This window comes from Enterobacter sp. BNK-14 (assembly GCF_047456095.1).
In the GTDB taxonomy this organism is placed as follows: Bacteria; Pseudomonadota; Gammaproteobacteria; order Enterobacterales; family Enterobacteriaceae; genus Enterobacter; species Enterobacter kobei.
Genome location: NZ_CP179897.1, coordinates 4,618,805 through 4,636,404, shown reverse-complemented (window position 1 = coordinate 4,636,404; position 17,600 = coordinate 4,618,805). Strand labels below are relative to the sequence as shown.

Here is a 17,600-nt window from a genome sequence, read left to right as displayed (position 1 = left end):
ACCTCTCCTTCGAGCGCTTCTGGTTGTTACTGATCTTATGTTAATAAATTGTAATGAGCCCTTCGATAGTACCTGAATGTCCTGCGCCATGAAAGGTCTTCGTTATTAGGCTATAATGCGGCAATTGATAACGCCTGAAAATACCATGAAGAAAACTTCTTTTACAAAACACCGGGTTGAGCGATTCAGCTCGCGACAAGCCGCCAGAAGACCGCAAGAAACCCAGCCGAAGCGGGTTATTTTGTTCAATAAACCCTACGATGTTTTGCCGCAGTTCACCGATGAGGCCGGACGCAGCACGCTGAAGGATTACATTCCCGTTCAGGGCGTTTACGCCGCCGGGCGTCTGGACCGGGACAGCGAAGGACTTTTAGTTTTAACCAACGACGGCGCTCTGCAGGCAAAGCTCACACAGCCGGGAAAACGCACGGGCAAAATTTACTTCGTGCAGGTCGAAGGCGAACCGGACGAAGAAACGCTGGAGAAATTACGCCGTGGCGTAACGCTGAACGATGGCCCAACCCTGCCTGCAGGTATTGAACGCGTGAATGAACCGGAGTGGCTATGGCCGCGCAATCCGCCCATCCGCGAACGCAAATCCATTCCGACAAGCTGGCTCAAAATCACCCTTTATGAAGGCCGCAACCGTCAGGTTCGGCGCATGACCGCTCACGTCGGCTTCCCTACTCTGCGTCTGATTCGCTACGCCATGGGCAGCTACACCCTGGAAACGCTGGCAAACGGTGAATGGCGAGACGTTACCGCTTAAGGAGTCACTATGTTTAAACCTCATGTTACGGTCGCCTGCGTGGTCCACGCCCAGGGTAAATTCCTTGTAGTCGAAGAGAGCATTAACGGTAAAGCGCTGTGGAACCAGCCAGCCGGGCACCTTGAAGCCAATGAGACCTTACTGCAGGCAGCAAAACGCGAGCTGTGGGAAGAGACCGGCATACACGCTGAACCCCAGCACTTTATCCGACTGCATCAGTGGATTGCGCCCGATAGCACCCCGTTCCTGCGCTTCTTGTTTGCCGTCGAGCTTAGCGAAATGTGCGCCACAGAGCCGCAGGATGACGATATCGACCGCTGCCTGTGGGTGACTGCCGAGGAGATCCTTAACGCACCAAACCTGCGCTCGCCGCTGGTTGCGGAAAGCATTCGCTGCTGGCAGTCTGCTGGCCGCTTACCGCTGGAAGTCATCGGCGCATTTAACTGGCCGTTTACAGAGGGTGCCAATGGTGGGGGGGCGTGATAGAATACGCCGCCTTGAAGTTCAATGTCGTGAGTATTCCATGTCAGATAACAGCCAGAAAAAAGTGATCGTCGGCATGTCCGGCGGTGTCGATTCCTCCGTTTCCGCCTACCTGTTACAGCAACAGGGCTATAAGGTGGAGGGCCTGTTCATGAAGAACTGGGAGGAAGATGATGGCGAGGAATACTGCACTGCCGCTGCGGATCTCGCCGATGCGCAGGCCGTGTGCGATAAGCTCGGCATTGAACTGCACACCGTTAACTTTGCTGCAGAATACTGGGATAACGTCTTTGAACTGTTCCTGGAAGAGTACAAAGCGGGGCGCACCCCGAACCCGGATATTCTGTGCAACAAAGAGATCAAATTTAAAGCCTTCCTGGAATTCGCTGCGGAAGATCTGGGCGCAGACTACATTGCGACCGGCCACTACGTGCGTCGTGCAGATGTGAATGGCAAAAGCCAGCTGCTGCGCGGTCTGGACGGCAACAAAGATCAGAGCTACTTCCTTTATACCCTGAGCCACGAACAGATCGCCCAGAGCCTGTTCCCGGTTGGCGAGCTGGAAAAGCCGCAGGTACGTAAAATCGCGGAAGAGCTGGACCTGATCACCGCAAAGAAAAAGGACTCTACCGGCATCTGCTTCATCGGTGAGCGCAAATTCCGTGATTTCCTTGGCCGCTACCTGCCTGCACAGCCGGGTAAAATTGTCACCGTTGATGGCGATGAGATCGGCCAGCACCAGGGGCTGATGTACCATACTTTAGGCCAGCGCAAAGGTCTGGGTATCGGTGGAACCAAAGATGGCAGCGAAGATCCGTGGTATGTGGTCGACAAAGATGTCGAAAACAATATTCTGGTTGTCGCCCAGGGGCACGACCATCCGCGTCTGATGTCCGTTGGCCTTATCGCGCAACAGCTGCACTGGGTCGATCGCGAGCCGCTGAAAGGCACGCTGCGCTGCACGGTGAAAACGCGCTACCGTCAGACCGATATTCCTTGCACCGTTACCGCGCTCGATGACGATCGCATTGACGTGCGTTTTGACGAGCCGGTTGCCGCCGTCACCCCAGGTCAGTCTGCTGTCTTCTACAGCGGCGAAATCTGCCTGGGCGGCGGGATCATTGAACAGCGCCTGCCGCTGCCCGCTGTTTAACAGAGTGCACACATAAAGGAGACCATGTGGCGAAGAACTACTACGACATCACCCTGGCGCTGGCAGGAATTTGCCAGTCTGCCCGTCTGGTGCAACAGCTGGCGCATCAGGGTCATTGCGATGCCGATGCCCTGCACGTTTCACTCAACAGCGTTATCGACCTTAACCCCGGTTCAACTCTGGGTGTATTTGGTGGGAGTGAAACCAATCTTCGTCTCGGTCTTGAAACCCTGCTTGGCGTGCTTAACGCCAGTAGTCGTCAAGGATTAAACGCAGAACTGACCCGCTACACCTTAAGCCTGATGGTACTTGAGCGTAAGTTGAGCGCGGCGAAAGGCGCGCTCAATACCCTGGGCGATCGTATCGGCGGGCTCCAGCGTCAACTCGACCATTTTGATCTGCAATCCGAAACGCTGCTGAGCGCGATGGCCGGTATTTACGTTGATGTCATCAGCCCGCTGGGCCCACGTATTCAGGTCACCGGATCCCCTGCCGTGCTGCAAAGCCCACAGGTGCAGGCAAAAGTACGTGCGTCCCTGCTGGCAGGGATCCGCGCCGCCGTGCTGTGGCATCAGGTTGGCGGTGGCCGTCTGCAGTTAATGTTTTCTCGTAATCGCCTGACCACTCAGGCAAAACAAATTCTTGCTCATTGTTAACCTCCCGGAGTTGCGAATTATGGAATTATCCTCACTGACCGCCGTATCCCCTGTCGATGGACGCTACGGCGATAAAGTCAGCGCGCTGCGCGGGATCTTCAGCGAATATGGTTTGCTGAAGTTCCGTGTTCAGGTTGAAGTACGCTGGCTGCAGAAGCTGGCCGCCCAGGCAGCAATCAAGGAAGTTCCTGCTTTTGACGAAAAGGCAAACGATTACCTTGATAAAATCGTTGCTGAGTTTAGCGAAGAAGATGCCGCGCGCATTAAGACCATTGAACGCACCACCAACCACGACGTGAAAGCGGTTGAGTACTTCCTGAAAGAGAAAGTGGAAAGCGTCCCTGCCCTGCACGCGGTGTCAGAGTTCATTCACTTCGCCTGTACCTCTGAAGATATCAACAACCTGTCTCACGCGCTCATGCTCTCTACCGCGCGTAAAGAGGTTGTGCTGCCTTACTGGCGTAAGATCATCGACGCGGTGAAAGCGCTCTCCGTGGAATACCGCGACATTCCGCTGCTTTCCCGTACTCACGGCCAGCCAGCCACCCCTTCCACCATGGGTAAAGAGATGGCGAACGTGGCGTACCGTATGGAGCGCCAGTACCGCCAACTGGAACAGGTTGAAATTCTTGGCAAAATCAACGGTGCAGTCGGTAACTACAATGCCCACATCGCCGCTTACCCGGAAGTGGACTGGCACCAGTTCAGCGAAGAGTTTGTCACCTCCCTGGGTATTCAGTGGAACCCGTATACCACACAGATTGAACCGCACGACTATATCGCTGAGCTGTTTGACTGCATCGCGCGCTTCAACACCATTCTGATCGACTTCGATCGTGACGTGTGGGGCTACATTGCGCTGAACCACTTCAAGCAGAAAACCATCGCCGGTGAAATTGGTTCTTCCACCATGCCGCATAAAGTGAACCCAATTGACTTCGAAAACTCCGAAGGCAACCTGGGCCTGGCGAATGCCGTGCTGCAGCATATGGCGAGCAAACTGCCGGTATCCCGCTGGCAGCGTGACCTGACCGATTCCACCGTACTGCGTAACCTGGGCGTGGGCATTGGCTACGCGCTGATCGCGTATCAGTCCACCCTGAAAGGCGTGAGCAAACTGGAAGTGAATCGCGATCGTCTGCTGGACGAACTGGATCACAACTGGGAAGTACTGGCGGAGCCGATTCAGACCGTGATGCGTCGCTACGGCATCGAAAAGCCGTATGAAAAACTGAAAGAGCTGACTCGCGGCAAGCGTGTAGACGCTGAAGGCATGAAACAGTTTATTGACGGTCTGGCACTGCCAGAAGAAGAGAAAACGCGCCTGAAAGCCATGACGCCGGCGAACTACATTGGCCGCGCCATTACCATGGTCGACGAGCTGAAGTAACACCCCTTCCCCCCTTTCCGCCCGGAAAGGGGGTTGCTTTTCCCCGGTTTACTGAATGTTTATCCCCACGGCAACATAATCAGCGTTAAACTATTCGTACTACATATTCTGGGAGAAAAGATGATGCGCGTACTGGTTGTTGAGGATAACGCATTGCTACGCCACCACCTGAAGGTTCAGCTTCAGGAGATGGGACATCAGGTGGACGATGCTGAAGATGCAAAAGAAGCCGATTATTATCTCAATGAACATCTGCCGGATATCGCCATTGTCGATTTAGGCTTGCCTGATGAAGACGGTCTGTCGTTAATTCGTCGCTGGCGCAGCCATGATGTTTCTCTCCCGGTGCTGGTTCTGACCGCCCGCGAAGGCTGGCAGGACAAAGTTGAAGTGCTCAGCGCCGGTGCGGATGATTACGTCACCAAGCCGTTCCATATTGAAGAAGTGGCTGCGCGAATGCAGGCGCTATTACGCCGCAACAGCGGGCTGGCTTCACAGGTTATCTCCATTCCGCCTTTCCAGGTGGATCTCTCCCGACGCGAGCTTTCGATTAACAATGAAGTGATCAAGCTGACCGCATTCGAATACACCATCATGGAAACGCTGATCCGTAACAGTGGCAAGGTTGTGAGCAAAGACTCCTTAATGCTCCAGCTCTACCCGGACGCGGAGCTGCGCGAGAGCCATACTATTGATGTGCTGATGGGGCGTTTGCGTAAGAAAATTCAGGCGCAGTACCCGCAGGATGTGATCACGACCGTCCGCGGCCAGGGCTACCTGTTTGAATTACGCTAAATGAGAAAGATTTTGCGCCATATTCTGCCCCTCTCACTGCGGGTTCGTTTTTTGCTGGCAACGGCCGCAGTGGTGCTGGTGCTGTCGCTCTCCTACGGTATGGTCGCCCTGGTGGGTTACAGCGTCAGCTTCGATAAAACAACTTTTCGACTGTTACGTGGCGAAAGTAATCTGTTTTACACTCTGGCGAAATGGGAAAACAACCGTATCAGCGTTGAAATGCCCGAGAACCTGAATCAACAGAGCCCTACTTTAGCCCTGATTTACAACGAAAAAGGGAAGTTGCTGTGGGCGCAAAGAGATATCCCATGGCTGGTTAAAAGCATTCGTCCGGAGTGGCTTAAAACCAATGGTTTTCATGAGATAGAAGCCGATCTTAACACCACCAGCTCCCTGATTCGCGAAGATCGCTCTATGCAGCAGAAACTCAATGAAATCCGCGAGGATGATGCCGAAACGGAGATGACGCACTCCGTGGCGATTAATATCTACCCGGCGACGATGAACATGCCGCAGTTGACCATTGTGGTGATCGACACCATTCCTGTCGAGCTCAAGCGCTCCTACAGGGTCTGGAGCTGGTTCGTTTATGTTCTGGCCGCTAACCTGCTGCTGGTAATCCCGCTGCTTTGGGTGGCGGCGTGGTGGAGCTTGCGCCCCATTGAATCCCTGGCGCGAGAGGTGCGCGAGCTTGAGGAACACCATCGCGAAAAACTCAATCCGGAAACCACCCGTGAGCTGACAAGTCTGGTACGTAATCTCAACCGCCTGCTGAAAAGTGAACGCGAACGCTATGATAAGTACCGTACAACCCTGACTGACCTCACTCACAGCCTGAAAACACCGCTGGCCGTGATGCAAAGTACCCTGCGTTCAATGCGCAGTTCAAAGCTGAGCGTTGATGATGCCGAGCCGGTGATGCTGGAGCAGATCAGTCGAATCTCACAGCAAATTGGCTATTACCTGCACCGCGCCAGTATGCGTTCCGGCAGCGCGCTTCTGAGCCGCGAGCTGCACCCGGTGGCACCGCTGCTGGATAATCTTACGTCCGCCCTCAACAAGGTGTACCAGCGTAAAGGGGTGAACATCAGCCTCGATATCTCGCCTGAGATAAGCTTTGTCGGCGAAAAGAATGACTTCATGGAAGTCATGGGCAACCTGCTGGATAACGCCTGTAAATACTGCCTGGAATTTGTGGAAGTGTCTGCGCGTCAGACGGATAACGAGTTACATATTATCGTTGAAGATGATGGCCCGGGGATCCCGCGCAATAAACGTGATGTGGTGTTCGATCGCGGCCAGCGCGCCGATACGCTGCGCCCTGGCCAGGGGGTGGGGTTAGCCGTCGCACGTGAAATTGTCGACCAGTACGATGGAAAAATTGAAACCAGCGAAAGTTTGCTGGGCGGCGCCAGAATGGAAGTGATTTTTGGTCGCCAGCAGCCCACATCGAACGATAGTTAACCCGTTATGTGAAAAATGCGAGGATCTCGCAGCCGGGGGGCTGAGCTTCCGTTATAATCCGTGTCAGTAAGAACCTGCGGAATAAAAAAATATGGATTATCACTTAACGCTTAACTGGCCCGAGTTTATTGAACGTTACTGGCAAAAACGCCCGGTGGTTCTGAAACGTGGGTTCAGCAACTTTGTCGACCCTATCTCGCCTGACGAACTGGCCGGTCTGGCCATGGAAAACGAAGTCGACAGCCGCCTGGTCAGTCACCAGGACGGGAAATGGCAGGTCAGTCACGGTCCTTTCGAAAGCTATGATCATCTCGGTGAAAACAACTGGTCGCTGCTGGTGCAGGCCGTCAACCACTGGCACGAACCCACTGCCGCGCTAATGCGCCCGTTCCGCGCCCTGCCCGACTGGCGGATGGACGATCTGATGATCTCCTTCTCCGTTCCGGGTGGCGGCGTGGGTCCGCACCTGGACCAGTACGACGTGTTTATTATTCAGGGTACGGGTCGCCGCCGCTGGCGCGTGGGCGAGAAAGTGCCGATGAAACAGCACTGTCCGCATCCGGACCTGCTTCAGGTGGATCCGTTTGAAGGGATTATTGATGAAGAGCTGGAGCCAGGCGATATTCTCTACATTCCGCCTGGGTTCCCGCATGAGGGTTACTCCCTGGAAAACTCGCTCAACTACTCGGTTGGGTTCCGCGCACCAAGCGGTCGCGAGATGATCAGCGGCTTTGCCGACTATGTTCTGCAACGCGAGCTGGGCAGCTATCGCTACAGCGATCCGGATGTGCCTGCGCGCGAACATCCGGCAGATATTCTGCCAGCAGAGCTGGACAAGCTGCGCGGTATGATGCTGGATCTGATCAACGAGCCGGAACATTTCAGACAGTGGTTTGGCGAGTTTATTAGCCAGTCCCGCCACGAGCTGGACGTGGCGCCTCCGGAGCCGCCTTATCAGGCTGACGAGATTTATGATGCCCTTCAGCAGGGCGACAAGCTGGTTCGTCTGGGCGGGTTGCGCGTGCTGCGCATCGGTGAAGAGGTCTTCGTCAATGGCGAGAAGCTGGATTCCCCGCACCGTCCTGCACTGGAAGCGATTGCCAGCCATATGGTTCTGACTGCTGAAACCTTTGGCGATGCGCTGGAAGATCCCTCATTCCTCGCCATGCTGGCCGCGCTGGTTAACAGCGGGTATTGGTTTTTTGAGGATTGAGTCTTGAGATGTGCCGGGTGGCGGCTTCGCCTTACCCGGCCTACATTTCGATCGTAGGCCCGGTAAGCGCAGCGCCACCGGGCAATGTCTCACCGCTTCGCGGTTAACTCCGCTATGCGCACAATCACCTTCACCGCTTTTTCCATTCCTTCCAGCGTCACAAACTCATGCTTGCCGTGGTAGTTGTAGCCACCGGTAAACAGGTTCGGGCACGGCAATCCCATAAATGACAGCTGTGAACCGTCGGTACCGCCACGAATCGGTTTTAAGATCGGTTCAATATCGCAGTCGCGCATTGCCTGCCGGGCGATATCAATTATGTGCGGATGCGCCATCACCTTCTCACGCATATTGTAATAGCTGTCTTCGATGATGAGTTCAATGTAGCAGTCAGGATGCAGCCCTTTGCCTACCTTTTTGGCGATCTCCATCATCTTACGCTTGCGCGCTTCAAAGGCTTTACGGTCAAAATCGCGCACGATGTAGTGCATCTGGGCGCTATCCACGGTGCCCTTAATGCTGGTCAGGTGATAGAAACCTTCATACCCGTCTGTCATCTCCGGGCTCTCTTGCGCCGGGACTTCAGCATGAATACGCGACGCCAGCGACAGCGCATTCACCATCACCCCTTTGGCTGAGCCGGGGTGAACGTTGTTCCCGACAATTTTAATGGTCACCGAAGCGGCGTTAAAGTTTTCATACTCCAGCTCGCCCACGCCACCGCCATCGACGGTGTAGGCCCACTGCGCGTTAAAAGCCTCCACATCGAAATGTTTCGCGCCTTTCCCCACCTCTTCGTCCGGCGTGAAAGCAACCCGGATATCCCCGTGCGGAATGTTTTTGCCTTTCAGCACCGCCAGCGCCGTCATGATCTCCGCGATCCCCGCCTTATCATCTGCGCCCAGCAGCGTTTTCCCGTCGGTGGTGATGAGCGTCTGACCGAGCAGCTGGTGCAGGACCGGGAACATCACGGGAGAGAGCACTTCGTCGCCAATGCCCAGCGCAATATCACCGCCGCGGTAGTTTTCAACAATCTGCGGGTTCACATGTTTACCGCTAAAATCCGGAGAGGTGTCGACATGGGAGATAAAGCCAATCGCCGGGATATCACCCGGGACATTCGCCGGCAGCGTGCCCATCACAGTGCCCTTTTCGCTTAACGTGACGTTAACCAGCCCCATGGCGTCGAGCTGCTCTTTAAGCAGGTTTAATAACTTCCACTGGCCTTCGGTGCTTGGCACCTGGCGGACACCCGGTTTAGATTGGGTATCCAGCGAAACGTACTGTAAAAAACGCTCAAGTAATTTATCCATGCAGTCACCCTCACTTTTTGTGACAACATTATCAATAAGCATCAAAACGCAAATATTGCGTCAGGTCACTTTTATCCCGCAAACGAGAATATTTTCCGTTTATATCGTTCTGCGTTAGTAAATGTAGCTTATGAATCAGTGACAAGGATTGGCGATTCCCGAGGTTTGCCGTAGAATGTCCGCCCTCATTACGAGTCACCAAGGTGGTTACACACAAACCCCGCTTCGGCCTGCTGCCTGAGGCGTCTATATGGGACAGTGCAAAAATTGAATACACAACCCCGTTCTCGTTCACCGCTGGTGCAACTTGAACGAATTCGTAAAAGTTTTGATGGCAAAGAGGTCATTTCCGACCTCAATCTGACCATCAATGACGGCGAGTTTCTTACGCTGCTTGGCCCCTCCGGCTGCGGCAAGACAACCGTACTGCGCCTTATCGCCGGGCTGGAAAGCGTCGATAATGGCCACATCCATCTTGAGAACCAGGACATAACCCAGGTTCCTGCCGAAGATCGCCACGTCAATACCGTCTTTCAGAGCTATGCCCTGTTCCCTCACATGACCGTGTTTGAGAACGTGGCGTTTGGCCTGCGGATGCAAAAAACGCCGGCCAGCGAGATCCCCCCGCGCGTCACGGAAGCCCTGCGGATGGTGCAGCTGGACGAGTTTGCTCAGCGAAAACCCCACCAGCTCTCCGGCGGTCAGCAGCAGCGCGTGGCCATTGCCCGCGCCGTGGTCAATAAACCGCGCCTGCTTCTTTTAGATGAGTCGCTTTCCGCGCTGGACTACAAACTGCGCAAGCAGATGCAGAACGAGCTGAAGGCGCTACAGCGCAAGCTTGGCATCACCTTCGTCTTCGTCACCCACGACCAGGAAGAGGCGCTGACCATGTCAGACCGTATTGTGGTGATGCGCGATGGCAAAATAGAGCAGGACGGCACGCCGCGTGAAATTTACGAAGAGCCGAAAAACCTGTTTGTCGCCAGCTTCATTGGCGAAATCAATATCTTTAATGCCACGGTGATTGAACGTCTGGACGATCGGCGCGTGCGCGCGAACGTGGAAGGACGTGAATGCAATATCACCGTGAACTTCGCCGTCGAGAAGGGACAAAAACTCAACGTCCTGCTGCGTCCTGAAGATCTGCGTGTCGATGAAATTCACGGTAATACCGAAGCCGAAGGGCTTATCGGCTATATCCGCGAGCGCAATTACAAAGGGATGACGCTGGAGTCCGTCGTCGAACTGGAAAATGGCAAAATGGTAATGGTCAGCGAATTCTTTAACGAGGACGATCCTGACTTCGACCACTCTCTCGACCAGAAAATGGTTATCAACTGGGTAGAAAGCTGGGAGGTTGTACTGGCTGATGAAGAACACAAGTAAATTCCAGAAGGTGGTGATTACCACTATCGTCGGTTGGCTTGTGTTATTTGTCTTTTTACCCAACCTGATGATCATCGCCACCAGCTTTCTGACCCGCGACGATGCCCACTTCGTTAAGCTGGTCTTTACGCTGGATAACTACGCGCGCCTGCTCGACCCGCTCTATTTTGACGTGCTTCTGCACTCGCTGAATATGGCGCTGATTGCTACCGTCGCCTGCCTGCTACTGGGGTATCCTTTCGCATGGTTCCTGGCCGGGCTGCCACAAAAGGTGCGCCCGCTGTTGCTGTTTCTGTTGATTGTGCCGTTCTGGACCAACTCGCTGATTCGCATCTACGGGTTAAAAATCTTCCTGAGCACCAAAGGCTACCTCAACGCGTTTCTGCTGTGGCTGGGGGTGATTGATACCCCTGTACGCATCATGTTTACTCCGGGTGCGGTGGTTATTGGCCTTGTCTATATTCTGCTGCCGTTTATGGTGATGCCGCTCTACTCCAGCATCGAGAAGCTCGATAAACCGCTGCTGGAAGCGGCAAAAGATCTGGGTGCTAACAAGCTGCAAACCTTTATCCGCATTATCATTCCACTGACCATGCCCGGCATTATCGCCGGTTGTCTGCTGGTGATGCTCCCGGCAATGGGGCTGTTCTACGTTTCAGATCTCATGGGCGGGGCAAAAAACCTGCTGATTGGTAACGTGATCAAGAGCCAGTTCCTGAACATCCGCGACTGGCCGTTCGGATCCGCGACCAGCATTACGCTGACGGTGGTAATGGGGCTGATGCTGCTGGTCTACTGGCGCGCCTCACGGTTGCTGAATAAGAAGGTGGAACTCGAATGATCGGTCGACTGCTTCGCGGCGGTTTTATGACCGCCATTTACGCTTACCTTTATATTCCGATTATCATTTTGATCGTGAATTCGTTTAACAGTTCACGCTTCGGCATCAACTGGCAGGGCTTTACCACCAACTGGTACAGCCTGCTGATGAATAATGACAGTCTGCTGCAGGCCGCTCAGCACTCGCTGACGATGGCGATTTTCTCCGCCACCTTCGCCACGCTGATCGGTTCCCTCACCGCGGTGGCATTGTATCGCTATCGCTTTCGCGGTAAGCCGTTCGTCAGCGGCATGCTGTTTGTGGTAATGATGTCGCCGGATATCGTGATGGCGATTTCGCTGCTGGTGCTGTTTATGCTGCTGGGCATTCAGCTTGGCTTCTGGTCGCTGCTGTTTTCCCACATCACCTTCTGCCTTCCGTTTGTGGTGGTTACCGTCTTTGCACGTCTGAAAGGCTTTGACGTGCGTATGCTTGAGGCGGCGAAAGATCTGGGGGCCAGCGAGATGACCATCCTGCGCAAAATCATTCTGCCGCTGGCGATGCCCGCGGTAGCCGCAGGATGGCTACTCAGCTTTACGCTGTCGATGGATGACGTGGTTGTTTCTTCGTTCGTGACCGGGCCGAGTTACGAAATCCTGCCACTGAAGATCTATTCGATGGTCAAAGTCGGCGTCTCACCTGAAGTGAACGCGCTGGCGACCATTCTGTTGGTGTTTTCGCTGGTTCTGGTGATTGCCAGCCAGATTATTGCTCGTGATAAAACAAAATCTCAGGGGACAATGAAATGAAAAAAATGCTCGCCGCTGCGGCACTGGTACTTGGCATGGGTGCCGCGCACGCTGATGACGGTAAAACGCTCTACTTCTATAACTGGACCGAGTATGTGCCACCGGGCCTGCTGGAACAGTTTACGAAAGAGACGGGCATCAAGGTCATCTACTCGACCTACGAGTCGAATGAAACCATGTATGCCAAGCTCAAAACCTACAAGGACGGCGCATATGATCTGGTGGTGCCGTCTACCTACTTTGTCGACAAAATGCGCAAAGAGGGCATGATTCAGAAGATCGATAAAACGAAGCTCACTCACTTCAACAATCTCGATCCGGAGATGCTCAACAAGCCGTTTGACCCGAATAACGACTACTCCATTCCTTACATCTGGGGCGCAACCGCAATTGGTGTCAACAGCGAGGTTATCGATCCGAAAACCGTTACAAGCTGGGCCGATCTGTGGAAACCGGAATACAAAGGCAGCCTGCTGTTAACCGACGACGCGCGCGAAGTGTTCCAGGTAGCGCTGCGTAAGCTCGGCTACTCCGGCAATACAACGGACCCAAAAGAGATTGAAGCGGCCTATAACGAGCTGAAAAAGCTGATGCCTAACGTGGCGGCATTTAACTCTGATAACCCGGCAAACCCGTATATGGAAGGCGAAGTGAATCTGGGCATGGTGTGGAACGGCTCCGCGTATGTTGCCCGTCAGGCCGGTACGCCGCTGGAGGTAGTGTGGCCGAAAGAAGGCGGGATCTTCTGGATGGATAGCCTCGCGATCCCTGCCAATGCCAAAAACGTGGAGGGTGCGCTGAAGCTGATTAACTTCCTGCTACGCCCGGACGTGGCGAAGCAGGTTGCCGAAACGATTGGCTACCCGACACCGAACCTCGCGGCACGCAAGCTGCTGAAGCCTGAAGTGGCTAACGATAAGTCACTCTATCCGGATGCCGACACCATCAGTAAAGGGGAATGGCAGAACGACGTTGGTGACGCCAGCCGCCTCTACGAAGAGTATTACCAGAAACTAAAAGCGGGCCGATAAACGGCATCGCGCGATTCCTCACGCCGTGCTAACGGCGTGAGGAAGCATTAACTGGCCGCATTCTCGCCAGCCCAAATCGTCGCCCTTCTCATCGCCTCGACCACATCATCATCCGACAGCCCCAGTGCGTGACTCAGTCTTGTCGCCTCCTCCCACTGCTGCTGCTCGTAGTAACGACAGAGTGCGATCATATCAGCTAGCTGCCCCTCCTGATGGCACAGTGCGTTGCTCACGCTCTGCGGCACCGCAATCTGCTTCATCAACTCGGTCATCGGCAGTTCAAGGAGAGTATCCAGCAGCGAGAACAGGCCGCACAGAAAAGCATTTTCAGCCAGCGTCGGTTCGTTTATCGCCTCTGCGATCAATTCGCAGAATTTCCCACGCATCATGCTCAACGGATAAAGCTCGCTGACGGTGTCATTGTCCGCACTCGCCAGGACCACGACGGCAACGAACCGTCTCAGCTGATTCTCCCCAAGATAGCGGAGTACCTCACTCAGGGTTAACTTGCTGAAATTACAGGCACCAACATGTTTAAATGCCGTGTGCTTCATGTAGCGCATAATTTTCCAGGAGAGGGTGAGATCACTTTTTATCAGCGACTCGATAATGCGATAATCAGGTTTATTACGTCCGATTTCCATTTGCAGGCGGAAAATCGCAAGCTGATTTTGCGATAAGCGTTTATATTTAATCATCTCCGGACGGCAGAAAAAATAACCCTGAAACAGAGAAAACCCTTCATCTCTGAATCGAATAAATTCCTCTTTAGTCTCAATTTTTTCAGCGAGATATTTTATATGTGCGGTCTCTTTTTTACGCGATGCCAGATACTCTTTAATTTGCGCTAAGGTATAATTTCTGACATCGAATTTCAGAACCGAAATATAAGGTAAAAACGCATCCCATTCCGGAGCGAGGGTGAAATCATCGAGCGCGAAGTGGTAGCCGTGCGCATTCATCTCTCTGACGGCCTGCAACAGCTCAGCCCCCGGAACCGCATCTTCCAGTATCTCAATGACCACGCTCTCTTTATCGAGCGCTTCTCCGCTCCGGTCGATGACCATCCGGGAGGGAAAATTAATAAACGACGTGTGCTCCCCGGCGATCCGTTGCGCGGGTACACATAAAAACTGATCTGATATCATTCTGGATGTCGCATATTCCGCCGAGACATCCGGAAAACGGTTTGTCATTCCCTCTCTGAAGAGCAGTTCATAGGCGACCGTCTTCATCTCCGGGTTAAAAATGGGTTGTCTGGCGATAAATCCGTACATATCCCATCCTCCTCTACCACTTAATATTTATTAGCATCCTCTTTCTACACGACGATAACGAGCATTATCGAGCACTATTTTGATTGAATGCACAAAATAAAAGCATCCACACTAATTAACAGGGTTTATATTCTCAGAATTTAAATTAAATACTCCCGGTACTCTACAGAAAGAGAGTGATATATCCGATAAGTAATATGTGCCTGACCGACATGCACACGATTACGGGAGATAAGAATGCAAAACGCCAAGGTCCGAAGATCAAAAATGAGCGTCAAAACGTTAATGCTATTGTCCATTTTTCTCACCGTGACGGTGGGCTTTACCGCCACGATTGGTTTTATGATGTGGCAGTGGATGGCGCAGCAGGACAGTCTGGCCAAAAAACATATCCGCCAGATTGCTGAGGTGCAGTCTTTGCAGGTCAGTAAGGAGATGGATTCCGCGCTGGCTGCCGCCAGGGATATGGGCAACAGTGCCCTGGCGCTGCGGGATGCGGGCATCTCCGATCGCCAAAGTCTCAACCAACTGCTGATCCATTATCTTGCGGCCCACCCGCAGTTTCTCTCCATGTCGATGGCTTTTGAGCCCAACGCGTTTGACCATCAGGATGCCGCCTTTGCCGGACAGAGCGGAGAGGATCCTGCCGGACGCTATGCCCGCTATGTCGACCGCGATGCCTCTGGCAAACCCGCACTGCACCTGCTGACGGACCTGGAAACACCCGGCAGCGGCGATTATTACCTGCTGCCGAAGCAACGGCAAAAAGAGGTGATCATCGAACCCTATATCTACCCCTACAATGGCGTAGACGTCATGCTTACCTCCATTGCCGCCCCCATTATGGCTGACGGTAAGTTTCTGGGATCGGTCACCTCTGACTTTTCACTCGCCACGCTGCAAGCCATGACTGGGGCAATAAAGCCGTGGAACGGGACTGGCTATGCCCTGCTCCTCTCAGCGGAAAATAAAGTGGTATTCAGCCCGGACAAACAGGCCACCGGAAAGCCTTACGCGGGGAAGATAACGGGCCATGATGTCATCCGGGAAAACGATCCACTGCTGAAGGAGGAGGCATTTATTACCTGGCAGGATATTGCAATTGGTAACAGCCAGACGCCGTGGAAGCTGGCCATCGTCACCCCGGTCAGTGAGGTGATGGCCGAGGCGCGTGCATTTTTGCTGAAAGCCATTGTCCTTATGGTGCTCAGTATCGTAGTGGTGAGCCTGGTCATGGCGCAAATCTTTACGCGTAAAGTTGACCGACCGGTGGGTGGCGAACCTTCTGACGCCGCCGGAATTGCCCTGGCCGTCGCCCGCGGGGAGCTGAACAATACAATTCCGGTGCGCGCGGGAGATACTCGCAGTATTTTTTACGCCCTGCACACCATGCAGATGCAGCTCAAACGCATCGTCGACAACATCAGCGATGCCAGCCATTCCGTGCGGGGTGGCACCAGCGAGATTTCGGCAGGTAACCTTGACCTTGCCTCGCGAACCGAGGAGCAGGCAGCAGCGATTGTGGAAACCGCGGCCAGCATGGAAGAGATTTCGGCCACGGTGAAGAATAATGCCGACAATGCGCACAAAGCGACCACGCTGACCGACCGCGCCGCCAGCCTCGCCGGACATGGCGAAACGCTGGTGAACGACGTCGTCACGGTGATCGGCGAGATTGATGACAGCGCGCGTAAGATCGGTGAGATCAACAGCATTGTCGATGGCATTGCCTTCCAGACCAATATCCTGGCGCTAAACGCGGCCGTAGAAGCCGCACGGGCGGGTGAGCAGGGACGCGGTTTTGCGGTGGTGGCCGGTGAAGTCCGTAACCTGGCCCAGCGGAGCGCTAACGCAGCAAAAGAGATTTCTCAGCTCATTGCCGAATCGTCTGGCCGCGTCAACAAAGGCGTTGAGCTGGTCAATGAAACCGGCGTGATGATGAAACAGGTTATCGAGGCGGTGTCGCATGTGCATCTGGTGATAAACGATATCGTTCAGGCGCTGGACGAGCAAAATCGGGGGATTAGCCAGGTCAGCACCGCCGTGAATCAGATGGACAGCACAACCCAGCAGAACGCCGCTCTGGTGCAGCAGATCTCAGCCGCGGCGCTCTCACTGGACGAGCAGGCTAAATCGCTGGAGAAGACGCTGGCGTTCTTTCATTCGTAAATCGTCAGGCACCCGCAGGACGGGTGCCTTTTTACACCATTGCCGCTACAGCCCTTTCAGCAGCTTGTCGACAAATTCCGGGACGACCGCGCTTGCCAGACCGTAGTGTTTCTCTTCAAACTCGCTGCCCACCTGGCTTGGCTCCAGATTGAGCTCAACCGTATGGGCGCCGTGCAGTCGCGCTTCGTGAACAAACCCCGCCGCCGGGTAAACATGGCCGGATGTACCAATGGCGATAAACACGTCCGCCATCGCCAGCGCGCTGTAAATATCATCCATCCCCAGGGGCATCTCGCCGAACCACACCACGTGCGGGCGCAGGCGTGCGGGGAACTGACAGCAGTGACATTTGTCTTCTGGCAGCACGTCCTCTTTCCAGTCCAGCACCTGGCCGCTCCAGGCACAGCGAACTTTGAGCAACTCACCGTGCATGTGGATGATGTTTTTGTTACCGGCTCGCTCATGCAGGTTGTCGATATTCTGCGTCACCAGCAGGAAACGATCCCCCAGCGCCTCTTCCAGCTTCGCCAGCGCCAGATGCGCCGGATTGGGCGCAATCTCAGGCTGCTGCAGCTGGCGACGGCGGGCGTTGTAAAACGCCTGCACGAGATCCGGATCGCGGGCAAAACCTTCCGGCGTGGCGACATCCTCCACGCGGTGTTCTTCCCACAGTCCGTCCGCCGCGCGGAAGGTTCGAATTCCTGACTCAGCGGAGATCCCCGCCCCGGTCAGCACCACCACTCTGGGTTTATCCATCGCTTCTGGCATCATTCTGTCTCTGAAAAAGATCCGCTGACGCAAGCGCTCACGTAAGCGGCGTTTGTTTTTGCGAAAACGGCTGAGTCGACCCTGGCGACGCGACAGCATAGAAA

The 17,600-nt window shown here is 54.2% G+C and carries 16 protein-coding genes; 13 read left to right on the top strand and 3 right to left on the bottom strand.

From position 1 onward, the window contains the following. Positions 1 to 115 precede the first annotated feature (115 nt). The 8 genes from rluE (at position 116) to ACMGGM_RS21935 (ending at position 7,923) form a co-directional block, all read left to right on the top strand. Positions 116 to 769: a 23S rRNA pseudouridine(2457) synthase RluE gene (gene rluE, locus ACMGGM_RS21970; protein ID WP_014883425.1), complete on the top strand. Its 654-nt coding sequence runs from the start codon at positions 116 to 118 to the stop codon at positions 767 to 769. 9 nt (positions 770 to 778) lie between these two features. After that, on the top strand, positions 779 to 1,252 hold the full coding sequence (locus ACMGGM_RS21965) for an NUDIX hydrolase (RefSeq protein WP_014883424.1): 474 nt from the start codon (positions 779 to 781) through the stop codon (positions 1,250 to 1,252). Positions 1,253 to 1,292: 40 nt separating this feature from the next. After that, positions 1,293 to 2,405, top strand: coding sequence for a tRNA 2-thiouridine(34) synthase MnmA (gene mnmA, locus ACMGGM_RS21960; RefSeq protein WP_014883423.1), 1,113 nt, complete (start codon positions 1,293 to 1,295; stop codon positions 2,403 to 2,405). 26 nt (positions 2,406 to 2,431) lie between these two features. After that, positions 2,432 to 3,061 carry a high frequency lysogenization protein HflD gene (gene hflD, locus ACMGGM_RS21955; RefSeq protein WP_014883422.1) on the top strand — a complete coding sequence of 210 codons (630 nt, stop codon included), beginning with the start codon at positions 2,432 to 2,434 and terminating at the stop codon, positions 3,059 to 3,061. A gap of 19 nt (positions 3,062 to 3,080) precedes the next feature. Further along, entirely contained in the window at positions 3,081 to 4,451 is a 1,371-nt protein-coding gene (purB, locus tag ACMGGM_RS21950) for an adenylosuccinate lyase (protein ID WP_014883421.1), read from the top strand. Between the two features lie 123 nt (positions 4,452 to 4,574). Further along, a complete protein-coding gene (gene phoP / locus ACMGGM_RS21945; protein ID WP_014883420.1) occupies positions 4,575 to 5,246 on the top strand; it encodes a two-component system response regulator PhoP in 672 nt (223 codons plus the stop codon). Then, entirely contained in the window at positions 5,247 to 6,710 is a 1,464-nt protein-coding gene (gene phoQ, locus ACMGGM_RS21940) for a two-component system sensor histidine kinase PhoQ (RefSeq protein ID WP_045135037.1), read from the top strand. A gap of 91 nt (positions 6,711 to 6,801) precedes the next feature. After that, positions 6,802 to 7,923: a cupin domain-containing protein gene (locus tag ACMGGM_RS21935; protein ID WP_014883418.1), complete on the top strand. Its 1,122-nt coding sequence runs from the start codon at positions 6,802 to 6,804 to the stop codon at positions 7,921 to 7,923. An 89-nt stretch (positions 7,924 to 8,012) separates the two neighbouring features. Here ACMGGM_RS21935 and pepT read toward each other — a convergent pair whose 3' ends face one another. Further along, positions 8,013 to 9,236 (bottom strand): peptidase T, encoded by a 1,224-nt coding sequence (pepT, locus tag ACMGGM_RS21930; protein ID WP_014883416.1) that lies wholly within the window; start codon positions 9,234 to 9,236, stop codon positions 8,013 to 8,015. 237 nt (positions 9,237 to 9,473) lie between these two features. Between pepT and potA the strand changes: the two genes are divergently transcribed. Genes potA through potD form a run of 4 tightly spaced genes read left to right on the top strand, consistent with a single transcriptional unit; the run spans position 9,474 to position 13,282 of the window. Continuing rightward, on the top strand, positions 9,474 to 10,622 hold the full coding sequence (gene potA, locus ACMGGM_RS21925; RefSeq protein WP_198923270.1) for a spermidine/putrescine ABC transporter ATP-binding protein PotA: 1,149 nt from the start codon (positions 9,474 to 9,476) through the stop codon (positions 10,620 to 10,622). Next, positions 10,606 to 11,463, top strand: coding sequence for a spermidine/putrescine ABC transporter permease PotB (potB, locus tag ACMGGM_RS21920; protein ID WP_047027471.1), 858 nt, complete (start codon positions 10,606 to 10,608; stop codon positions 11,461 to 11,463). Before potA ends, potB begins: the two co-directional genes overlap by 17 nt. Further along, positions 11,460 to 12,251 (top strand): spermidine/putrescine ABC transporter permease PotC, encoded by a 792-nt coding sequence (potC, locus tag ACMGGM_RS21915; protein WP_014883413.1) that lies wholly within the window; start codon positions 11,460 to 11,462, stop codon positions 12,249 to 12,251. Before potB ends, potC begins: the two co-directional genes overlap by 4 nt. Beyond that, on the top strand, positions 12,248 to 13,282 hold the full coding sequence (potD, locus tag ACMGGM_RS21910) for a spermidine/putrescine ABC transporter substrate-binding protein PotD (RefSeq protein WP_063943012.1): 1,035 nt from the start codon (positions 12,248 to 12,250) through the stop codon (positions 13,280 to 13,282). The genes potC and potD overlap by 4 nt, the downstream gene beginning before the upstream one ends. Before the next feature lie 47 nt (positions 13,283 to 13,329). Here the strand turns inward: potD and ACMGGM_RS21905 are convergent, their stop codons facing one another. Further along, positions 13,330 to 14,559, bottom strand: a complete 1,230-nt coding sequence (locus tag ACMGGM_RS21905) for an EAL and HDOD domain-containing protein (RefSeq protein WP_032636978.1) — start codon at positions 14,557 to 14,559, stop codon at positions 13,330 to 13,332. 267 nt (positions 14,560 to 14,826) lie between these two features. On the opposite strand from ACMGGM_RS21905, the gene ACMGGM_RS21900 reads away from it, so the two are divergent. Next, positions 14,827 to 16,728 (top strand): methyl-accepting chemotaxis protein, encoded by a 1,902-nt coding sequence (locus ACMGGM_RS21900; protein ID WP_396294638.1) that lies wholly within the window; start codon positions 14,827 to 14,829, stop codon positions 16,726 to 16,728. Positions 16,729 to 16,773: 45 nt separating this feature from the next. Here ACMGGM_RS21900 and cobB read toward each other — a convergent pair whose 3' ends face one another. After that, positions 16,774 to 17,595, bottom strand: coding sequence for a Sir2 family NAD+-dependent deacetylase (gene cobB, locus ACMGGM_RS21895; RefSeq protein ID WP_014883409.1), 822 nt, complete (start codon positions 17,593 to 17,595; stop codon positions 16,774 to 16,776). Positions 17,596 to 17,600 lie beyond the last annotated feature (5 nt).